Origin of the sequence: Bacillus sp. JJ1562 (assembly GCF_036962705.1) — a bacterium.
Classification (GTDB): domain Bacteria; phylum Bacillota; class Bacilli; order Bacillales; family Bacillaceae_L; genus Ferdinandcohnia.
Genome location: NZ_JBALOQ010000005.1, coordinates 110037 through 131307 on the forward strand (window position 1 = coordinate 110037; position 21271 = coordinate 131307).

Here is a 21271-nt window from a genome sequence, read left to right on the forward strand (position 1 = left end):
GAGAAGCCATGAATACAGCAACAGGAAAATCTAACCCAATTACTATGACTAAAAGTATATATAAATCTTTGACAAAATCTGAACAGAAGGTAGCAGATCTCATTCTATCTGATACACAGGAGATGGTGTATGCCACTGTAACAGATCTTTCAGAAAAAGCGGGTGTAGGTGAAACAACAGTCATTCGTTTTTGTCGAAAACTTGGATTCAGGGGCTACCAAGAATTTAAACTATCTGTTGCACAGAATCTTTCGAACTCCAGTGAACAAATCTATGGAGAAATTAAAGCCAACGATACATTAGTAGAGGTTGCAACAAAGATTACACAGCAAAATTCAAAGGTACTTAAGGATTCCTTAGACCTTCTTCAAATTACTAGTTTGGAAAAAGCCGTTAAGGCGATTACAAGTTCTAATAAAGTGTTTTTCTTTGGAGTAGGATCTTCTGGAACGACTGCCCGGGATGCCAAAATTAGATACATGCGTATTGGATTAAATGTTGACTATTCAACAGATTCACACATCATGGCGATGCAAGCATCACTTCTTGGGAAACAGGATGTTGTAGTTGGAATATCTTCCTCGGGTAGTACAAAAGATGTTGTCGATGCTATCAAAATTGCGAAAGAAAATAAGGCATTTATCATTTGCATTACGAATCATGCCAAATCACCAATTACTCAGTTTGCAGATGTAATCTTATTAGCTGCGAATAAAGAGACACCTTTTCAAGGAGGCGCTTTTTCGTCCAAAATTGCTCAGTTACATTTGCTAGATATTATGACTGTAATAATAGAAATGCAACAAAAGGATAAAACATATACAGCAACTGAAAAAACAGCAAAAGCAGTACTAGATAAAATGTATTAGGTTTTTATGCAACCTATCAATGAATTGGAGGTGATGTTTCCAATCGTACTTCGTCAATAGTTTCGAACTTTTATTTAATTAAAGAGGGGGAAAAGGAAAAATGAAAAAATGGTTATTTCTTTTATCAGCATTATTATTAACTGTTGCTCTAGCTGCGTGTACAAACACTGATAAATCTTCTGGAAAAGGAGATTCAAAAGGTCCTGTTGAAATTGAGTTTTGGAGTGTACTAGGTGACAAAGATGCCGGTCCTATGGTAAATATAGTTGAAAAATATAACCAAAGCCAGGATAAAGTGAAAGTAAAACTATTAACTAATCAGGATGACCAGAAGCAATTAACGGCTATTTCAGGAGGAAATGCACCCGATATCGCGTTTATCTATTGGAATTTAGTTGGACCATGGGCTGCAGCTGGGGCATTGGAACCATTAGATGAATTTATTAAAAAAGATAACTTTAATATAGACGCCCTTATTCCAGCAGCTTCTGATCGAATGAAGATTGATGAGCAGCAGTTCGGAATGCCGCTGACAATGAGCATGGCTTCTAAACTTTTTTATAATAAAAAAGCATTTGAAGAGGCAGGATTAACGGAAGCACCAGAAACAATGGAAGAATTACTTGAGTATTCGAAGAAATTGACAAAAGAAGAAAATGGGGAACTTGCTCAAATCGGGTTCATTCCAGACTACCCTTGGATTGACAATGTATTTTGGCCAATCGTGTTTGGTGGCTCCTTCTACGATGAGGAAAAAGGCGAGGTTACACCAAACAACGAAGAAAATGTGGCAGCTATTGCATACCAAAAAGAGTTCTATAAAGAGTTTGGTGTAGATGCAATTAGTAAAATTCGTTCTGGGATGGGGGCTTTTGAAACTCCACAGGATCCATTAATTACGGGTAAATTAGCAATGATGATCGGTTGGGAAAACAATTTCAGAGATTATAGAGGAGAAGATGGTGAAATTGGTGTAGCTCCATTCCCTTACCCTAAAGATCGCCCTGACTTAAAAGGATCTGGTATGGTTTCACCAACTGCACTGTATATTCCTAAAAATGCGGACAATAAAGATGCAGCTTGGGATTTTATGAAGTTTTTACTTGATGAAGAAAATCAAATTGATTTTGCACTCGATTATGGAAATATTCCAGTTGTAAAATCTGCGCTTGATAATCCACGTTTAACAGAAAACGAAGATGTTAAAATCATGTGGGAATTCTACGAAGCAGCGAAAAGTGATAACTTGAAAGGTTTCCCAAATAGCATCTATATTAATGAATATTTGCAAGCATTAAATGAACAAACAGAACAAGTATTAAGAAGCGATCTCTCAGCACAAGAAGCAATGGATAATGTAAAAGGAAAAATCCAGCCATTAGCTGATAAAGAGAACTCTAAAAAATAGTTTTTAAAAGATTATAAGACATAACTTGTATAACTAACCCGTACTAAGCAAAGATCTTTACACCTTGCTTGGTACGGGAGCTTACATGTTAAAGCCGTTGTTCCAAAATAATAGAGTGTGAATCTCTCAATCTAAGAAATTACTTATGACATTGGTTCTAGATGATATTCCTATTATTAACATTGGACATAAGCTGTATTGCTCTTTTCTGCATGAAGGAGGAAAAGGAATGGAAGGGAAACTATATAAGGAAATTTCACCAGCTACAAGACAGAGAAAAGCGTTACTAGTTGGTCTCTTATTTGCAAGTCCGTGGATAATTGGGTTTATTATTTTTCAACTATACCCAATTATAATGTCATTTTACTATAGTCTGACAAATTATAATCTGTTTACGGCTCCAGAATGGGCAGGACTTGAAAATTATAAAGAATTGTTTAAGGATGATAAGTTTTATTTATCGCTTTACAATACAGTCTACATTACTGTATTTGGATTAGTACCTCAATTAGTTTTTAGCCTTGTTATGGCTCTTATCCTTAACATGAATGTAAAAGGTCAATCTTTGTACCGAACTATTTACTTTCTTCCAACTCTTGTGCCTGTAGTAGCTAGCTCATTATTGTGGATGTGGTTATTTAATTCACAATATGGATTAATCAATGAATTTTTAGGTGCAATTGGTCTATTTGAGCCTAACTGGTTACTGGACCCAGCTTGGACGAAAGGAGCAATTATCATCATGGGATTCTGGGCAACAGGAACCAATACAATTATGTACCTTGCTGCACTTCAGGATGTACCTAAAACGTTTTATGAAGCTGCTGAAATTGATGGAGCAAATATATGGCAAAAGTTTTGGCATATTACCTTTCCTGCCATATCACCAATTACGCTTTTTCTTCTGATTATTGGATTAATTGGCTCATTCCAAACCTTTACACAAGCACATGTATTAGGAACTCAGTCGCAATCGGTCGGGGGACCTGAAAACTCAATGCTATTCTATGCGGTGTATTTGTATCAAACGGCATTTTCATTCTTAAAAATGGGATATGCTTCTGCAATGGCTTGGATCTTATTCGTTATCGTGTTAATTCTTACAATTCTAGTATTCAAATCATCTGCTAAATGGGTTTATTACGGAGGTGAAAAATAATGGCTAACACTGCATTATCAGAACAAATTGAACCAAACAAACGACAAGCACCAACACCAAAGAAAATGAGTAAGGCAATCAGCAAACGTGTAAAATCGTCGGTACTCCCACATACAATTTTAGCAGTTGTTGGGTTATTGTTTCTAACACCTTTTGTATGGTTAATGTTAACGTCGCTAAAGACACCAGATGAAATTTTTGCTATTCCACCTCAGTGGTTACCTGAAAAATTTATTTGGACGAATTACACGGATGCAATGGCAACCATTTCATTCTTCCAATATCTATGGAATACAGTACTCATTTGTTTACTATCGGTAGCTGGCCAATTATTGGCTTCACCATTAGTAGCATATTCCTTTTCAAGATTACATTTTAAAGGTCGTAATTTTCTATTCTTTTTAATGATGTCTACAATGATTTTGCCTTTCCAAGTAACGATGATACCGCTATATGTATTATTTAATAAATTGGGAATGGTTGATTCAATCCTTCCGTTAGTAGTGCCAAACTTTTTTGGAGCGGCCTTTAACATCTTTTTATTAAGACAGTTTTTTCTAGGGATACCGAATGAGTATTCAGAATCTGCAAAATTAGATGGTGCCTCCGAATTTAAAATTTACTGGAAGATTATATTGCCATTGTCAAAACCAGCTTTGTTCACTGTTGCTCTCTTAACCTTTCTCGGAGCGTGGAGTGATTACTTAGGTCCATTAATTTATTTAAATGATCCTGAAAAATGGACACTTTCCATTGGGCTTAAGGCGTTTATTGGGTCGAACCACATCGATTGGGGAATGTTAATGGCGTCTTCAGCAATGTTTACATTACCGGTCATTGTCCTCTACTTCTTTATACAGAAACAATTTATCGAGGGTGTAACGTTAACTGGTTTTAAATAATTTCTATGAAAATACAATGGGCTCATAATTACTGAAAATCAAAAAGGGGTTTGAACAGCAATGAGATATGATGGAAAATTTTTTCGAGGATTAGAAATTGCAGGTAATCTTGCATACTTAAATGCCCTATTTATTATTTCATCATTGCCCATTGTTACAATAGCTCCAGCATGGCTTGCAATGATGGGTGTAATTCGGGAATGGTCACAAAAAAACGACCCACCCATTACATCCACTTTCTTTACGCAATTTAAGGCGAGTTTTAGAAAGGGTCTAGCGGTAAGCATCGTTCAACTGATTATCTTTGCTATCCTAGTAGTTGATTTTTTTGTGATACTGAACTTTGTAGAGGTAGGAAAGGAATTCATCCTTCCCGTTATTATTTTGATAACAATTATTGTTGTATCGATGTTTATTTATATGTATCCATTGGTGTTGAACTATAAAATGAATGTCAAACAGTTGGTAAAAAATTCATTTTATTTATCGTTCTACAAACCATTTTCAATCCTAGCCATACTTTTTTTTCTCGTAGTTCTTGTTATGCTTTCTACCGTTTTCCGTTTTCTCCCGTTCTTGTGTGCGTTTAGTGTATTCACCTATGTATACTACGTGATTATTGAACGATCCTTACAAAGGATAGAAGAAAAAATCAATTAGCAAGCCCGAAAATACAAATTCTTTTTTAATTTGCTAATGTGGAGGTTTTATTAATTGAAGCAAAAAAAAATCTTAGTGATTACTTTTTACGAAAGCGACTTTCTCGAGGTTTTAAAGAGCCTACATGAAGAAGTAACGGTGATTAACCCCACTGAAATTAAAGATACAAATTTAGACCATTTCGATAGTATTGCTGTCCTCGGAGGGGGAAACGCTACTCCCCTTTTGTTAGATCCAAAGAATCGAATCGCACTTGAAGAACAGATAAAAAAGGGTAAAAGAACGTTTGTGGAATATGTAGCAAGTATTGGCAACGTCTACTTTTCTCCACCGGAGAGTACCCGTTATGATCGACTCGTGTATTGTTCCAGTGAGTTTGAAATCCCCGAAGTAGAAGTGGGAACCTTGATTGATGATCAATGTGGTATGCGGATTAAACCACATGATATTGCTTGCCGCCACAATATACCTATTCTGCAATATGTTAGAATGCATGCTCATGATCGTATTGATATAAACGATGAGTTGTTTGAAAATATTTCTGATCGTGCTTTATGGTTTGATGACCCCGAAAATTTACTAATTTGTTCCTTCCGTTTGAGTTCTTTTAAAAGGGCTCGTTATACTCCATGGGAATCTAGTAAAAAAGTGATTGAGTTTATTTTGGGCTGGTTAATTGATGAAAAGATAGCTTTACATGAATATCAGTCTTCATATACCACAGGAAAAGAAAACGTTGAAGGAAAGTCGTTTACAAATAACGTAAAAGAAAGTGCTGAAAAAGCGATATCCTGGTTTGAAAACGCAGGAATCATCCTAGATAAGGGTAAAAGCGGGGCACTTGAAGGACTAGGAACAGAAATTTATTCTGATGGAAGTCAGCGTATAAGTAAAGTACTTAGAGCCGACTGTATTGGAGAGATTTCCCTTCCTTATTTTTTTGATTACTTACTAACTGGCAATCAAGAAAGCATCGAGGTTTCAGATAATCTACTAAACTTTGTATTTGAAAATTATGTAAACAAAGATGAGGGAGATTTAAATGGAATGATGCGTTGGACAAATGAAGCATGGGGAGTATGTTATCAAGACGATGTTGCTAGAGCAATTATTCCACAATTATTGAAATGCTTCTATTTGAAAACGAATACAAATCTAGATTCCTGTGTAAGTGCCTTACAGTTTTTAGTGAAAACGACAGGTACAGATGGAACAAGGGTTTCACGTACCGACAATATAAATCTAGATAAGAGTAAATTGAAGGAGTTAAAAGAGACTCCAGGCAATTTCGCAAGCGCACATTATAATGCTTATTACTATGCAGCATTACTCTTGGCTTATAAATTAACCGAAATTGAAGAATTCAAGGAAACGGCTATACGGGGATTGACGACCATCATGAGTGTCTACCCTGATACCATTCGAGAACAAAGTGAAACACAAGAATATTGCAGGCTAATATTACCTCTAAGCTGGTTATATTGGGTGACTGAAAACCAAGAACACAAGAAATGGCTGTACCAAGTTGCAAATGATTTAGAACAATTTAGGCATCCCTCAGGAGGGTACTTGGAACGAGACTCCGGTTATAAGGCAAGCATGCGACACGAAATTGGAGAAGGTGAAAGCTCCTTATTAACGAAAAATGGAGATCCGATTGTGGATTTGCTATATTCCAACAACTGGCTACCAATTGGCTTTATCCAAGCGTATTGGGTGACCGGAGACAACATATTCAAGGATCGATGGGAAAGCATATCATCGTTTTTTATACAGACACAAATTCAAAGTGATAACGCTCAAATAAACGGGGCTTGGGCAAGAGCATTTGATGTTGAAAGGAAAGAGGTATTTGGTTCACCTGCTGATGTAGGGTGGGGACCATGGTCAATTGAATCTGGATGGACAGTGGCAGAAGTTTCCGCAGGGCTTTTCATGGGGCTTTTAGAAAAACAACTAAAACCTCATTATGAAGCAATACATGTTTAAATCAAAAAAGGAGAGTGGATTGTTGAATGATATTTTCTAAGAAGAAAATACTTGTTTTGTTGGTAAGCGTTATGTTAGTTGTCAGTCTTTTTGCACCATCCGCATTTGCGGAGTATCTACCAAAGGAAACGGAGATATCGAATTATTCCTCCAACATTGCTTTAATTTACACGGGCTATTACGACCCGAAAAATTATGATGGTGAGAATATTGGAGATTATGACGTGGAGAAGTTTTTGCCCTACGTTGGTTATCTGAATGAAGAGGGTGTCGCAGAGGATTATTTTTTTGATACATTCTTGATGCTTGCGACAAAAACACCATATAACGGTAGCCTAACCAGGTGGTATGAATGGGTAGAAGGTTCAAAGCCAGGAACATTGAAGGATTGGGAATGGGCGATGGACCGCATGTTTGTGAAAAATCAACAACTAGAAGCTCTAGATAAGGCTGTTAAAAAGGTAAGTTCAACACTAGATGATCCTGGTAAAAAAGTAAATGTGTATTTAACTCTCCCTTTTCCAGATCCACAAAGTAAGGACTTTGGGGACTTTAAAGGAGACGGGACCTCCGCTAATCTAGAAAGCTTAGAAATGCGGAATGAACTCGTAAAGTGGTATATAGATACAATGACTTCAAGATTCCACAATCAAAAATATAAACATCTAAACCTAGCAGGTTTTTACTGGCTTCAGGAGGATTTAGATACAACGGTTCCGGGTGAAAAGGAAAATGTAAAATATGCAGCAGACTACTTAAACAGTCTTGATATGCGTTTAGGTTGGATTCCATGGTCAGGAGCAGGGGAAAAAGCAAATGGAAATCAGCATGGCTTTGACTTCACACTAGTTCAACCAAATCATTTCTTCCAGCTTGATACGACAATTGATAGAATCGCAGAGACCGCAAATATGTCGAAAGCGAATGAGCAAGGAATTGAAATTGAGTTTGATATGCGAGCAATGGAAGACCCACATTACCGACAAGTCTTACATAATTACTTAATAGGCGGGGTCAAATATGAATATATGTCCGATTCGCTATTAGCTTACTACCAGGATGTATATGCAATTTATGATTTATACCATCACCAAAGTCCAGTTGGTCAAAAGCTATATAAAGACATTTATCAATTTTCAAAGGGAGAATATGTTCCACCAACTGGTAATCTAGATATTCGAGTCATTGATAGAGATGGAAATCCATTATCAAATGTAACTGTTAGTGATGAAAATGGTGTTATTGGTGCAACTGACGAAAATGGAAGAATTTCAAAAGAAGGATTATATTCAATTAAAAATAGCTTTACTTTTAGCAAGGAAGGCTTTCCAAGTAAAAAAATTGATTTTGACATTCCTGTAGATGAAACGGTTTACCAGGATGTCATTTTGGCGAATCCAGAAGGTGAAAACCTCATAGATTCCTATACAATTGGAGATTTCCAAGGGGAGTTTAATGTAGGAGGAAATCAGGTTGTCTCAAGATCGCTTAGTAGTGAGCAAACCTATGATGGAAGCCAGTCATTAAGAGTAGGTTTTCCAAGAGGTTGGGGGCCAGTAAGAGCATTTATCGACTCAAACTCTGAAAGCTTAGTAGGTTCGGATCGTGAATTTGTGAATTATACAAATACCAATTGGAGCGAATATGATTCAATTGCCTTTTCTGTATATAACGATACGAATGAAGAGCAGGAGTTAGTCTTGGAATTTATGTACAATTCGTATAGCTGGGCAAACTCTAGGGCTAAAACAGTGACTCTTCAACCGAATCAATGGAATGAAGTAGAAATATTTTTAAAGGAATTAGAAGCTGAGGGTGTTGATACGAGTAATATTATTCGAATGACACTTTCCATGCATGAATTTAACACAGATGGTGCAACTATGTACTTTGACAATATTTCATTACGAAACTATGAAAACATGGCTGTCGTTCCAGAATACGCAATTACACTACCATCTAGTGTTCCAACAATGGACATTGGAAGTGAATGGACTCCTACAGTTGTGAATGAAGTGGTCAAGGATGAACATGGAAATCCAGCCGACGTACAGGATGCACAGTTTGAAAGTGTAGACTCGGAAATTATTGAAGTAACGCCAGAAGGCAACCTAAAAGCCCTTAAGGAAGGGAAAGCAACAATTCGTGCAATCGTAAATGGAATAGAAGCGAAATCCGTTGTAATTGAAGTATCACCATGGAGCTTCGATAAGTTAAAAGGTGGAAACTCAATCCTTGCAATCGACAAAGAAGCAACATTAACAATGCAGAGCTTCTTTGAAAATGGGTATTTAATTCCTTGGCAGGATGTCGAGTATGAGTGGTCAATCGTCAAGGGCGATGCCATCACCATAAGGGACAAAGGGGAAAATAAATACCAAAAAGTAGTTACCGGAGTCAAAAATGGAAAGGCAACAGTAGAAGTAGTTGTAACCTATAACGGTAAATCAAAGGTATTCACAAAGGATATTAAAGTGAAAAATAATGCGAACTAACTGAATGATAGACCATTGTAACTAACGTACAAATCTTCCAATCAAGTAGGGACAACTTGATTGGAAGAGATTCTTTGAAATAAAAGAATGTTGATTTTTCCTTGGAGGTATGCAACATGAAAATCGTGTATTTACCATTAGACGAACGGCCGTGTAATGCAATCTATCCTCAGCAACTAGCAGCAATGACGGATCTAAAGTTAACTGTTCCGAATATGTCCATCTTAGGAAATAAGAAGATCCCCGCGAACATAACTCAAGTATGTGATTGGTTAAAACAAGAAAGTGTGGACACGGATTATCTTGTACTTTCACTTGATATGCTTTTATACGGTGGAATTGTGCCATCACGTATCCACGAGTTATCATCTGATGAATTGATCAATAGGCTCAATCAGCTTGTTGCAATTAAAGAACAAAATAAGAACCTAAAAATATATGCTTTTACTTTGATTATGCGAACACCTGCATATAACAGCAATGATGAGGAACCCGACTATTATCAAACGTACGGGGAGAGGTTATTTCGTTATGGTGTTTTGCTAGATAAAAAAGATAGTGGACATCTTACGGAAGCAGAAGAAAAAGACTTTGTAAAACTAAAAAAAGAAATTCCAAGTGAAGTAGTAAAGGATTATACCACTAGACGTAAAACGAATGAAAAAGCGAATAAACATGCCCTTGAATTAGTGAAACAAGGCATCATTGATTATCTGGTTATACCACTAGATGATAATGCTGAATATGGATTTAGCTCTATAGAAAAAAGATCACATATTCAACAAGTAGTAAGGGATGGATTACTCGATAAAGTGGCCATTTATCCTGGGGCAGATGAGGTAGGCTGTACGTTATTTGCGAAGGTATTTTGTGAGATACATCAATTTACACCATCGTTTTTTGTGCGTTATTCCTCTACAAAGGGCCCTTACATCATTCCCAAATGTGAGGATCGCTCATTAGGAGAAAGTATTAAATCACAAATAACAACTGCAGGTGGAAAAGTGGTTGATCATAGTATTGAATCTGATGTGGTCCTGATGGTACATTCTCCTGCGGTGAGTCAAGAGTTAATTGCTGAACCTGTACATATGCTACATGAACGTCACCCCTCCTATTTCTCAGAAATTAATTATCAAGAATTTATTGAAGCCATTGAACATTATGTAGGGAAAGGGAAAGTCATAGGTGTAGCAGATGTTGCTCTTTGTAATGGCAGTGATGTGGTGCTCATGAATTTACTTTCAGACAATCGTTTACTTGATGAAATAAATGCGTATGCCGGTTGGAACACCTCAGGAAATTCACTGGGAACAGTCATTGCTCATGCCATCATTGAAGCATTCTATCAAAATAGTAATCAACTAGATGTAAAAAATAAAAGTAGAGAATTTTTTTATGCCAGATTAATTGAAGACTGGGGCTATCAAGCCATTGTAAAGACTGAAATGAATAAAGAAATTGTCGCTCAAAATCTTGGAACATATTTCGATATATCAGAAAATCTAACAACGATTGAGCAAGCCATAAAGGAAAAGCTAGAATCCTTTATTAATAGAAGTCTTTTAACGAACAAAGGAGAAATCAATCTCATTGAGGTATATTCCCCTTGGAGGAGAATGTTTGAGATTGGGATAGAAGTGTCTTATCGAAAGGGATGACATGTATTCTCACCTGGTGTAGTTGAAAATGAGAGTTCTGTTATTATGATTTGCGTCTAAATGGGTTGATTTCGCAATTCTTACCATTAAATTCAACAGGGAGTGTAATTTATATGAAACTTGGAATGAGCTCATATAGTTTATATCAAGCAATTAGTAAAGGTGAAATGGACATTTTTGATGTGCTTGAATGGGTAAAAGACATTGGAGGGGAGCATGTTGAGCTTGTCCCAATGGGATTTGATTTTGTAGAAAGTCCAGAGTTAATTGAACAGGTAAAAGAAAAAGCATCCCAGCTTCAGATTGACCTTTCCAACTATGCCATTGGTGCGAACTTTATCTGTGAGTCAGAGGAAGCATTTGAAAAGGAAATTGTTAGAGTCAAGCAGCATGTTGATGTTTGTGCACAGCTGGGTATTACATATATGCGTCATGATATAGCAAGCAGGGAAGCTGATGAACGTACACTGGAGCATTTCCTAAAGGACTTACCAAAGCTAGTGGAAGCTTGCCAACGAATCGCTGATTATGCTAGCGATAAAGGAATTGTAACGAGTATTGAAAATCATGGGTACTATGTGCAAGCAAGTGACCGTGTTCAAACGATTGTGCGACAAGTAAATCGTGACAACTTTAGAACTACTCTGGATGTAGGGAACTTCTTGTGCTATGACGAAAATCCACTAACTGCAGTGAAGAATAATTTACCTTATGCATCGGTTGTCCATCTAAAAGATTTTTACTATCGACAAGACAACGTAACCCGATTTGGTGGATGGTTTACCACTCACTTTGGAAATCAGTTAAGAGGTGCAATCGTTGGTAATGGTGATCTTCCAATGACTGATATCATTGAACTGATTAGAAACTCAGGCTTCGATGGTTATATTTCAATTGAATTCGAAGGTCTAGAAGAGTGTCGTTTTGGCGCAAAGGCATCCTTTGATTTTGCAAAAAGTATTTTGTTCAGGTGACTTTTTAAAACGATGGAGTCTATTTGTAATAGGGATCAAATGGATAGTGAAAAGAGGCAGCTTGTAATGAGAAAAATCCTTGCGTTTGACATTGGTGGTAGTCATATTAAATATGGAATTATTTATGAAAGTGGTGAAGTGATTCAACATTCACTAATGGATACAGAAGCCCATCTCGGTGGACATTCGATTATCAATAAAGTAATCGAGGTTGGGAGAAGAATATTACAAAATCACCAGATAGCAGGCGTAGCGATTAGTACTGCAGGACAGGTGAATTTCCATACAGGAACTATCGTTGGTGCAGGAGATACGATACCCTATTATAAAGGTTTAGAAATTAAACAACTAGTTACAGCTGCACTTCAGGTCCCTACCGAAGTCAGAAATGATGTTGATTGTGTTGCATTATGTGAACTATGGAAAGGAAATCATGAGGCAAATAACTTCATTACCTTGACCATTGGTACGGGAATAGGTGGGGCGATCGTTATTCATAACAAACTTTATTCCGGTCATTCATTTAGCGCAGGTGAATGGGGATACATGTTGATAGATGGTCAACCATTTGAGAAGGTTGCCTCTATTTCAGGATTGGTTCAATTGGCCAAGGAATATAAGAATAATCGCGCGTGGACAGGGAAAGAGATCTTCTCGTTATACGATAGTGGTGATATCCAAATCAAGAAGGCTATTGACGAATTTTATCGACATTTAGCAATTGGGATATCAAATCTGATCTACATTTTTAACCCTGAAAAAGTTGTCATAGGTGGTGGAGTAACAGGTCGTGGAGATCAATTCTTAGAGGAGATTCGAAGCGAGGTTCAAAAATATACACAACCTTCTATTTATCATAATACTGGTATTGTACTTTCGAAATTCTCTAATCAGTCTGGAATGATCGGGGCTGTATATCACTTTTTAGAAATGCAGAAGACGAGGTAGCAGTAGCTTTGAATACATCAAACACAAGGAGGAAAAAGGAATGCGGACAATTGTATATACGGACCCTAAGAAAACGAACCTTACGATAAAGAAAGGCAAAATTAGCATAGTTGAGTCCGAAGATCATGTAACAGAAGAACCTGAAACCATCGTTATGAATAAGGAGAATTATCATGCCAGTCATAACAGGTTAGATAAAGTTTACATACCATCTACATTACTAGAATCTGTTACAGAAAATGTGCATGTGTTTTTTGAATTAGAGCAATATCCATTTTTTCGAAAAATAAAAGAAACAATCACCGATAAAAAAGGTGTGCTACGTTTTAGACGGAAAATAGGAAAAAAGGATATTGAAAAACTAGTAGCTAGTGATCTATATATGTTTTCTTCAATATTAGGAGATCCACAAACGATCCGAGTAAAGTACTCAGATCGTTCAATAGAGCCTTACCATATCATTGTTACTGTAGATTATAAAGAGCAAGCAATGGCGCATTTGGAATATACAGTTTGTGATTCTGAGGAACAAATTGAGCTTGAGTGGAGCGGGATAAAACAAATTATCGAGTTTAACAGTGAAGAAATGAATCCATTACAACCGAAAAAGTATACGACATTATCTTATACGATAGATTCCATAATTTCGAATGCCAGAAAGGCCGATCAAGATATGGTGAATCAGTTACATGCTTACACGCAACTTGTTTTTGGAGGTGCTAACGAATGAGGATTGGAATAATGAGTTTTGCACACATGCATGCATATAGCTATGCAGATAGCTTGTTAAAATTATCAAATGTTGAGATTGTTGGAATATACGACGATAATGTTGAACGTGGAATTAATGCCGCAGATCAATACAAAACAAAATTCTTCGAAGACCAGCAGGCATTTCTACAGGAAGAAATGGAAGCAGTCATTATTTGTAGTGAAAACATCCACCATAAGGAAATGGTGATTAACGCTGCAAATGCAAAAAAGCATATTCTATGTGAGAAGCCAATTGCAACTACAGTAGCTGATGCAAAGGAAATGATTGATGCATGTGAAGCGAATAACGTGATCTTACAAATTGCGTTTCCGGTTCGTTTTGCATCACCAATCGCACAGCTGAAACAGCTAATAGAGGATGGCGAGCTTGGGGAGGTTGTTGCGTTCAGGACAACGAATCGTGGGCAAAATCCAGGTGGTTGGTTTATTGATAAAAATCTATCTGGCGGTGGAGCAGTTCTCGACCATACGGTACATATGGTAGATATCATGCGTTGGTATTTAGGGAAAGAAATCACCGAAGTCAATGCAATTGTTAACTCATATTTCCATGAAATTGACATCGATGATGCAGGAATACTTACCTTGGAATTTGAAAATGGCGTGATTGCAACACATGATGCAAGTTGGTCACGATTCAATGAATACCCAACATGGGGCGACGTAACAATTGAAGTGATCGGTACGAAACAAACAATCAAAGTTGACGCCTTTAAAGAGCATGTACGAATGTATATGAGTGGAGCAAAATCACTTCAGCATGTTTTCTTCGGCAATGACATGGACTTTGGCTTAATACAGGATTTTGTAGAATGTGTGGAGCAAGGAAGAGCACCATCCATAACAGGATATGATGGTTTGAAGGCTTTGGAAGTAGCTCTTGCAGCATATGAGTCAAGCGAAAAGGGAGATAGAGTACAACTACCTAAAGAGATAACCCGATAGGCCTGCTTTGGGGCCGCTTGAGGATTGGTATGTCCTTTACAATTTAATCCCGAACAAGCAGGAAAGGCTATACTGATTGAAATTCATATTTAAAAGAATGGTGTGAAGCTCCCGGTTACTAGCCGTTGCCATCGGATTCCAGGGAAAGGTAAAAAAATAAAGGATGCCCTTAGCTGGCACCCTTTACTTTTTTACAATCATTTTTACGTTCCGAAACATGAAAGTGGTTTTCTCTTGCTTGTTTGTAAGCACCATTGCATCGATCTGCGAGGTGGTATCCTGAAGCTCAACCTCAAGCTGTATCGTCCGCCACGGGTTATGCAAGCCGATGACCGGTGATACGGTCTCTGCTAAAAAAGTCCCTCGCGCATCTGTCTCGTCGACAAGTAAGTAGACTGCGCCCTCACCCTTCACCTGCACTTGGAACACAATTGTTTCGCCACTCTTAACCCCTTTTGGTGAAAAAACAAATCCTTCGTTTTCCTCAGCACCCTTTGTTTTTACCTCAAACGTACCATCCTCTACCTGCATTACTGTCGCACTTACACCAAAAAAAGGCGATTTCTCCGCTGCGCTGGCGGGTGAAAAGGATATAAATAATAACGCTATACTAAGTAAAATTTTTAATTTCATCATGAGAACCTCCTTTGGGACACAGGTCCGTCGTCCCAATTAGTATGTGGAAAAAGGAGGAAAACATGTAAGGTGCAATAAAAAAGCAACCGGCACGTGACCGGTTGCTAACACAAATTTATTGGATTTCCAAATGTTGTTTCAAGCGTGTTGAGACAGCTTGACGTTCTTCTTCGGAGACAATCCAGTACCAGCTGTCTAAGGTTTGACCAACGCCGTTAATGCTGAATTGCTCGATGTTATGACGAGCATCCTTATATTTCGATTGGATGGTTTTCATTTCATCAAAGGAAATATCGGTTGTTACATTAGTGCCAAGCGCACCAAGGATATCATCAATTTTTGTGACAGAAGTGAAGCTTGCACCTTTATCAATAATCCCTTGGATAACCTGCTTTTGGCGGTCTTGTCGACCGAAATCACCACGAGGATCTTCATATCGCATCCGCGCATATTTAAGAGCTTGCTCGCCATTTAAGGTCTGTGGACCCTCAGCGAATGATGCACCTTCATGGGAGAACGCGAATGTACTGTTGACCTGTACACCACCAAGTGCGTCAACGATTTGCTGGAGACCTTCCATGTTCACCTTCACATAGTAGTCGATTGGTACATCTAAAAAATGCTCAACGGTATCAATCGTCATATCTGCGCCACCAAATGCGTATGCGTGGTTGATTTTATCCTGTTTGCCTCTGCCGACAATCTCCACTCGAGTATCACGAGGGATGCTTAGCATTTGCATGGACTTCGAATTTGGATTAACGGTAACCAGGATTAACGAATCGGTACGACCCTTATCACCCGAGCGTTCATCAACACCCATGAGCAGGATGGAAATCGGATCGGCTTTCGAGATATCGATTTCTTCTGTCCGTTTGTCTGATGGACCACGGTCGCTATGCATTTTTCCAACCGTACTGGCAACTGATTGATATAAATAAACGGCGTAGCCACCGATGGCTAAAAATAAAACAAGAGTGATCATCCCAACAACTTTTGGCCATTTGCGTTTTGTATTCTTTTTCGCATGGCGATTAACTCGACTCATATTTATCAACACCTTTTTAGTAGTTTACTAGCTGAATAAAATAGTACACATGTATTAGACGTTTGAGAAGAGAAAAAGTTACACAAATGTAGAAAAAAATGTCTAATCATGCTCGAAGTTTGTCGAAGTGAGGGTAATAAGCTGGTGAGGGGATACAAATTTTGGGGATGAAGACGCAAATATCGGAAGTATACGAGAATGCAAATCCACCAAGTACCGCAAATTCCCATGAACCAAATCTTTTACTTCACTCTCCTCATACAAACACACCATTTTTGCCTCTGCTCATTAGTTTGTCTATAATATTCTATATTAAATGATTGTTTTTACAAGTAGGGACACAGGGACAAGTTCATTGTCCCAGGGGAAATTCGGTGGGGCACGGATCTGTCCCTTTGTCCCATCAAAGATTGGGGGATGTCAGATGGCTGCGGATATTGTTATTGTTGGTAGCTTGAATGTGGACATGGTGGTGAATGTGAAACAGCGACCAGAGTGGGGCGAAACGGTCCTGGGTCATGGCTTTTTTACAGGTAATGGTGGAAAAGGAGGCAACCAAGCGTATGCGGCTTCGAAGCTTGGGGCTTCAGTTGCGATGCTAGGGTGCGTTGGAGAGGATATCTTTGGCGAGCAGCTTTTAAAAGGCTTGAACGAAGTCGGTGTGGATACTTCTCATATTGAAAAAATTCGCGGCGTTTCGTCAGGTGTAGCTGTGATCAGCGTGAATGCAGAGGGGGAAAACAGCATCATCGTGTCCCCGGGCGCCAATGACCATGTGACACCTGAATATGTGAGAAAACACGAGCAAGTCATTCGTGAGGCAAAGCTTGTGATGATGCAGCTGGAGATTCCTCTGGAGACAGTTATTGAAGTTGCAAATATCGCTCATACATACAATGTTCCGGTTATGCTCGATCCTGCGCCTGCACGAAAGCTTCCAGACGAGCTTTATAAAAAAGTGACTTACCTCGTCCCAAATGAGAGTGAGTTAGGAATTGTGGCTGAAGCGAATATTTCGGATGCGGAATCTGCGAAAATGGCCAGCAAAAAGCTATTGAAAAAAGGTGTAGATACGGTATTTGCAAAGCTTGGCGGGAAAGGTGTTATTGTGTTGAAGGAAACGGAAACGTTCTCTGTCGACCCACACACTGTGAAGGCGGTAGATACGACAGCGGCGGGCGACTCATTCGCAGGTGCACTTGCAACAGCACTCGTTAGCGGCAAAAATCTGCACGATGCCACTGAATTTGCAAATACAGTCGGAGCTTTGACAGTTACAAAACTAGGAGCTCAAGCCTCTATGCCAACACTTGAAGAAACACAAAGTTTTAGGAGGTAAACCATGAAGAAAATTATATTTGATGTGGATACAGGAATAGATGATGCGATGGCGATTGCTTATGCGGTGAATTCCTCTGAGCTTGACATTCTTGGATTAACGACGTGTTACGGAAATGTCGCAGTTGATGAGGCAACACGAAACACGTTGGCGGTTTTAGAAAAGCTTGAAAAAAGGATCCCCGTTTTTGCGGGTTCGGCAAAGCCACTCGCTCGTGGAAACCGTGAAGGATTTGCGAAACATGTACACGGGGAAGACGGATTAGGAAATGTGTTGGATTTTGAACCAGTAAATTCGGAGGAACCCGAGTTTGCGGTTGATTTTATCATTGAACAGGTAAAAAAGCTTCCACATGAGGTGACCATTATCGCCGTTGGACCGTTGACTAACCTAGCTCTTGCGATTCAAAAGGCACCAGAGATTGTCGGGCAAGTTTCCGAGGTCGTAATTATGGGTGGAGCGGTCTTTGTGCCAGGAAACGTGACACCACATGCGGAAGCGAATATTATCACAGACCCCGAAGCTGCAAGAATCGTGTTGTCATCAGGCTTACCGATTACCTTGGTTGGGTTGGATGTGACAATGCAGACCTTGTTGCCAAGGGAAAAAGTAGATGCGTGGCGGGGTTCTGAGGTCGGCGAATTTTTTGCAGACATGGTCAGTTATTATCATGACTTTTATGAATCCGCTAACCCCGGAATCGGTAGCTGTGGACTCCACGATCCATTAGCAGTAGGTGTGGCGATTGACTCAAGCTTTGTGAAGACGAAGTACATAGGAGTCGATGTAATTACTGAAGGCGAAGAAGACGGCAGAACGGTATCGGTTGCGGAAGGAAACCCCAAAATCCAAGTATGCACCGAAGTCGATGCGCCAAAATTCTTGGATCACTTTTTAAAAAGAGTACCTGTTAAACAATAGAAATTTCGAACCCATGCTACAAAAATAGTGGCATGGGTTCAATTGTTGTAATATTGTTATAATATATGGATTTTGAAGGGACATGGGGACAGGTTCATCGACCCAGGTAAATATTGGTGGGATATGGGACCCGTCCTCTGTTCCAAATTATGTACCAAAAAGGTGGCATTGTAATGGAACAGCAGGTTGTGGCGTTTTTGAAAGAGAAAGAGTCTGAGATGGTGGAGGTTTTGAAGGGGTTAGTGGAGTTGGAGTCTCCGTCTCATGATAAAGAAGCGGTGGACCAAGTGGGTGAACAGGTTCAGAAGCTTTATAAAAAATATGTTGGTGGTTCGATTCAGAGGTTTAAGAATGAGCAATTCGGAGATCATTTTCGCTGTGAGTTTGGCGAGGGTGACGAGCAAATTTTGATTTTAGCGCATATGGATACGGTTTGGCCAAAGGGTACGCTTGAAGATCTCCCATTCCGGATTGATGGCGACAAGCTTTACGGGCCGGGGGCATTCGATATGAAGGGTGGCATTGTGCAAGGTTTGTTTGCACTACATGCCCTTAAAACACTTCAGGTTCCTTTAAAAACAAAAGTTGTCATGTTGTTTACAACGGATGAGGAAATTGGAAGTGAATCCTCGCAAGCGTTAATCGAAGCCGAAGCGAAGAACAGCAAATTTGTGCTTGTTCTAGAATCCGCAGCAGCTTCTACTAAAGGAAAACTGAAAACCTCCCGAAAAGGTGTCGGCATGTTTAACATAAAAGTGATGGGACTTGCTGCGCACTCCGGCATTGAACCTGAAAAAGGAATAAGTGCAATCGAGGAGCTTGCCCGACAAACCCTTTATTTACACGGATTGACGGATTTTGAAAAAGGAACTACCTTAAATATCGGACTGGTAAAAGGCGGAAGTGCATCTAACGTGGTCGCTGCTGAAGCCGAGGCCGAATTGGATTTGCGCGTGAAAAATTACGCCGAATTTGATCGAGTTATCCCATTAATTCAAGGCTTAACGCCATCTAAGGAAGGCTTAACAATTGAGGTAACGGGTGGCATCAACCGTCCAGTGATGGAAAAAACGCCGGAGATTACAAAAATGTTTGAAACAGCAAAGGAATTGGCGAAGGACTATCTTGGTTTTGACCTGGAAGAACAAGCAAGTGGTGGCGGAAGTGACGGTAGCTTCGCGTCTCAATTTGCCCCAACTTTAGATGGGTTAGGACCAGTCGGTGACGGGGCCCACGCGTCAAACGAGCATCTGCTTATCTCGCAAATGCCGGTAAGAAGTGCGCTAGTTGCGCTACTTATTGAAAAACTGGCGAATGAGTAAAAAAGTTTGGGTGGATTTGTAACAATTAAACTGAGCTTTGCGTCTAAGCTCGGTTTTTTTGCGTCCTGATTAGAATTTGCGTCATTAGCGTGGATTTTTGCATCTTTTCACGGGGAAATGCGTTGTTTGGTCAAATATTTGCAACTCCCTCCCCAACTTGCCTAGACGCAAATTTTGTCGATAATTTCCGAATTATTTAGACAACTATCTAGGATACTGTTATAATATTCCTCATTAATTAATGTGAGGTTATGAACATGTATTTTAATAAGGAAGAGTTTCAAAGCAAGAATCAGAATCACGGAAGGCTATTGGTGAGTTGTCCGGATCAACCGGGCATCGTGATGGCTGTCTCCCAATTTTTATATTCATTCGATGCAAATATCATTGAATCCAGTCAATATTCCACACACCATCAAGAAGGAACATTCTATCTTCGAATTGAATTTGACTGCCCATCTTTAACGGGGAAAAAGCCGGAGATGGAGTCCGCATTTTTAGATATTGCCGAAAAATTTTCAATGAAGTGGAAGCTAATCGATGTCCAAAATGTGAAAAGAACGGCTATCTTTGTTTCCAAGCAGCTCCACTGTTTGCACGAGCTTTTATGGGAATGGCAAAGCGGCGACTTGATGACGGACATTGCGGTTGTTGTGAGCAATCATGAGGATGCGAGACCTGTTGTTGAAAACCTTGGGATTCCATTCGTTTACATTCCCGCGAACAAAGATATCCGAAAACAGGTTGAGGAACAGCAATTACAGCTTTTAAAAGAGTATGACATTGATTTAATCGTGCTTGCGCGCTACATGCAGGTATTAACACCTGATTTTGTCGCAGCATATCCAAATCAAATAATCAATATCCACCACTCATTCCTGCCAGCGTTTGTGGGAGCGAGACCGTATGAACGCGCCTATACGCGTGGGGTAAAATTAATCGGAGCGACGTCCCATTATGTAACAAACGACTTGGACGAGGGCCCAATTATTGAACAAGATATCGCCCGCGTTGATCACCGTGACGATGTGGCTAGACTGAAAAAAATCGGTCAAACGATCGAACGAAACGTGCTTGCACGTGGAGTGAAATGGCATCTTGAGGACAGAATTATCGTGGATCACAATAAGACGATTGTGTTTTAAAAAATTGTTGGGGCACCACACGTGGTGCCCCTTTTAATCAATGGCCAGTTCTAATGAAGACACTATTTTGTGAATC

General features: G+C 39.2%; 18 protein-coding genes. 16 read left to right on the plus strand and 2 right to left on the minus strand.

From position 1 onward, the window contains the following. Window positions 1-8 precede the first annotated feature (8 nt). The 12 genes from V7097_RS04045 (at window position 9) to V7097_RS04100 (ending at window position 14784) form a co-directional block, all read left to right on the plus strand. On the plus strand, window positions 9-869 hold the full coding sequence (locus V7097_RS04045) for a MurR/RpiR family transcriptional regulator (RefSeq protein ID WP_335702309.1): 861 nt from the start codon (window positions 9-11) through the stop codon (window positions 867-869). Window positions 870-969: 100 nt separating this feature from the next. Then, window positions 970-2277, plus strand: coding sequence for an ABC transporter substrate-binding protein (locus V7097_RS04050; protein ID WP_335702310.1), 1308 nt, complete (start codon window positions 970-972; stop codon window positions 2275-2277). 229 nt (window positions 2278-2506) lie between these two features. Beyond that, window positions 2507-3436 carry a carbohydrate ABC transporter permease gene (locus V7097_RS04055; protein WP_335702311.1) on the plus strand — a complete coding sequence of 310 codons (930 nt, stop codon included), beginning with the start codon at window positions 2507-2509 and terminating at the stop codon, window positions 3434-3436. Between the two features lie 65 nt (window positions 3437-3501). After that, window positions 3502-4338 carry a carbohydrate ABC transporter permease gene (locus tag V7097_RS04060; protein ID WP_335702364.1) on the plus strand — a complete coding sequence of 279 codons (837 nt, stop codon included), beginning with the start codon at window positions 3502-3504 and terminating at the stop codon, window positions 4336-4338. A 60-nt stretch (window positions 4339-4398) separates the two neighbouring features. Further along, entirely contained in the window at window positions 4399-4998 is a 600-nt protein-coding gene (locus V7097_RS04065; RefSeq protein ID WP_335702312.1) for a YesL family protein, read from the plus strand. Between the two features lie 54 nt (window positions 4999-5052). After that, the gene (locus tag V7097_RS04070) at window positions 5053-6987 is read left to right on the plus strand and encodes a hypothetical protein (protein WP_335702313.1); all 1935 of its coding nucleotides are present in this window, start codon (window positions 5053-5055) and stop codon (window positions 6985-6987) included. 26 nt (window positions 6988-7013) lie between these two features. Further along, window positions 7014-9482, plus strand: a complete 2469-nt coding sequence (locus V7097_RS04075; protein ID WP_335702314.1) for a DUF4855 domain-containing protein — start codon at window positions 7014-7016, stop codon at window positions 9480-9482. Between the two features lie 116 nt (window positions 9483-9598). Next, the gene (locus tag V7097_RS04080; RefSeq protein WP_335702315.1) at window positions 9599-11143 is read left to right on the plus strand and encodes a DUF4127 family protein; all 1545 of its coding nucleotides are present in this window, start codon (window positions 9599-9601) and stop codon (window positions 11141-11143) included. Between the two features lie 113 nt (window positions 11144-11256). Next, entirely contained in the window at window positions 11257-12117 is an 861-nt protein-coding gene (locus V7097_RS04085; protein ID WP_335702316.1) for a sugar phosphate isomerase/epimerase family protein, read from the plus strand. 66 nt (window positions 12118-12183) lie between these two features. Next, window positions 12184-13065, plus strand: coding sequence for an ROK family protein (locus tag V7097_RS04090; RefSeq protein ID WP_335702317.1), 882 nt, complete (start codon window positions 12184-12186; stop codon window positions 13063-13065). Window positions 13066-13105: 40 nt separating this feature from the next. Further along, window positions 13106-13795, plus strand: coding sequence for a hypothetical protein (locus V7097_RS04095; RefSeq protein ID WP_335702318.1), 690 nt, complete (start codon window positions 13106-13108; stop codon window positions 13793-13795). After that, a complete protein-coding gene (locus V7097_RS04100) occupies window positions 13792-14784 on the plus strand; it encodes a Gfo/Idh/MocA family protein (protein WP_335702319.1) in 993 nt (330 codons plus the stop codon). The genes V7097_RS04095 and V7097_RS04100 overlap by 4 nt, the downstream gene beginning before the upstream one ends. A gap of 183 nt (window positions 14785-14967) precedes the next feature. Here the strand turns inward: V7097_RS04100 and V7097_RS04105 are convergent, their stop codons facing one another. After that, window positions 14968-15417, minus strand: a complete 450-nt coding sequence (locus V7097_RS04105; RefSeq protein WP_335702320.1) for a hypothetical protein — start codon at window positions 15415-15417, stop codon at window positions 14968-14970. Window positions 15418-15535: 118 nt separating this feature from the next. Then, on the minus strand, window positions 15536-16468 hold the full coding sequence (locus V7097_RS04110) for an LCP family glycopolymer transferase (RefSeq protein ID WP_335702321.1): 933 nt from the start codon (window positions 16466-16468) through the stop codon (window positions 15536-15538). Between the two features lie 424 nt (window positions 16469-16892). Here V7097_RS04110 and rbsK point away from each other — a divergent pair, with 424 nt between their 5' ends. The 4 genes from rbsK to purU all read left to right on the plus strand — a co-directional run bounded on the left by rbsK (window position 16893) and on the right by purU (window position 21195). Next, on the plus strand, window positions 16893-17807 hold the full coding sequence (gene rbsK / locus V7097_RS04115; protein ID WP_335702322.1) for a ribokinase: 915 nt from the start codon (window positions 16893-16895) through the stop codon (window positions 17805-17807). Window positions 17808-17810: 3 nt separating this feature from the next. Further along, on the plus strand, window positions 17811-18728 hold the full coding sequence (locus tag V7097_RS04120) for a nucleoside hydrolase (RefSeq protein WP_335702323.1): 918 nt from the start codon (window positions 17811-17813) through the stop codon (window positions 18726-18728). A gap of 173 nt (window positions 18729-18901) precedes the next feature. Next, window positions 18902-20050, plus strand: coding sequence for a M20 family metallopeptidase (locus V7097_RS04125; RefSeq protein WP_335702324.1), 1149 nt, complete (start codon window positions 18902-18904; stop codon window positions 20048-20050). 257 nt (window positions 20051-20307) lie between these two features. Next, a complete protein-coding gene (gene purU / locus V7097_RS04130; protein WP_335702325.1) occupies window positions 20308-21195 on the plus strand; it encodes a formyltetrahydrofolate deformylase in 888 nt (295 codons plus the stop codon). Window positions 21196-21271 lie beyond the last annotated feature (76 nt).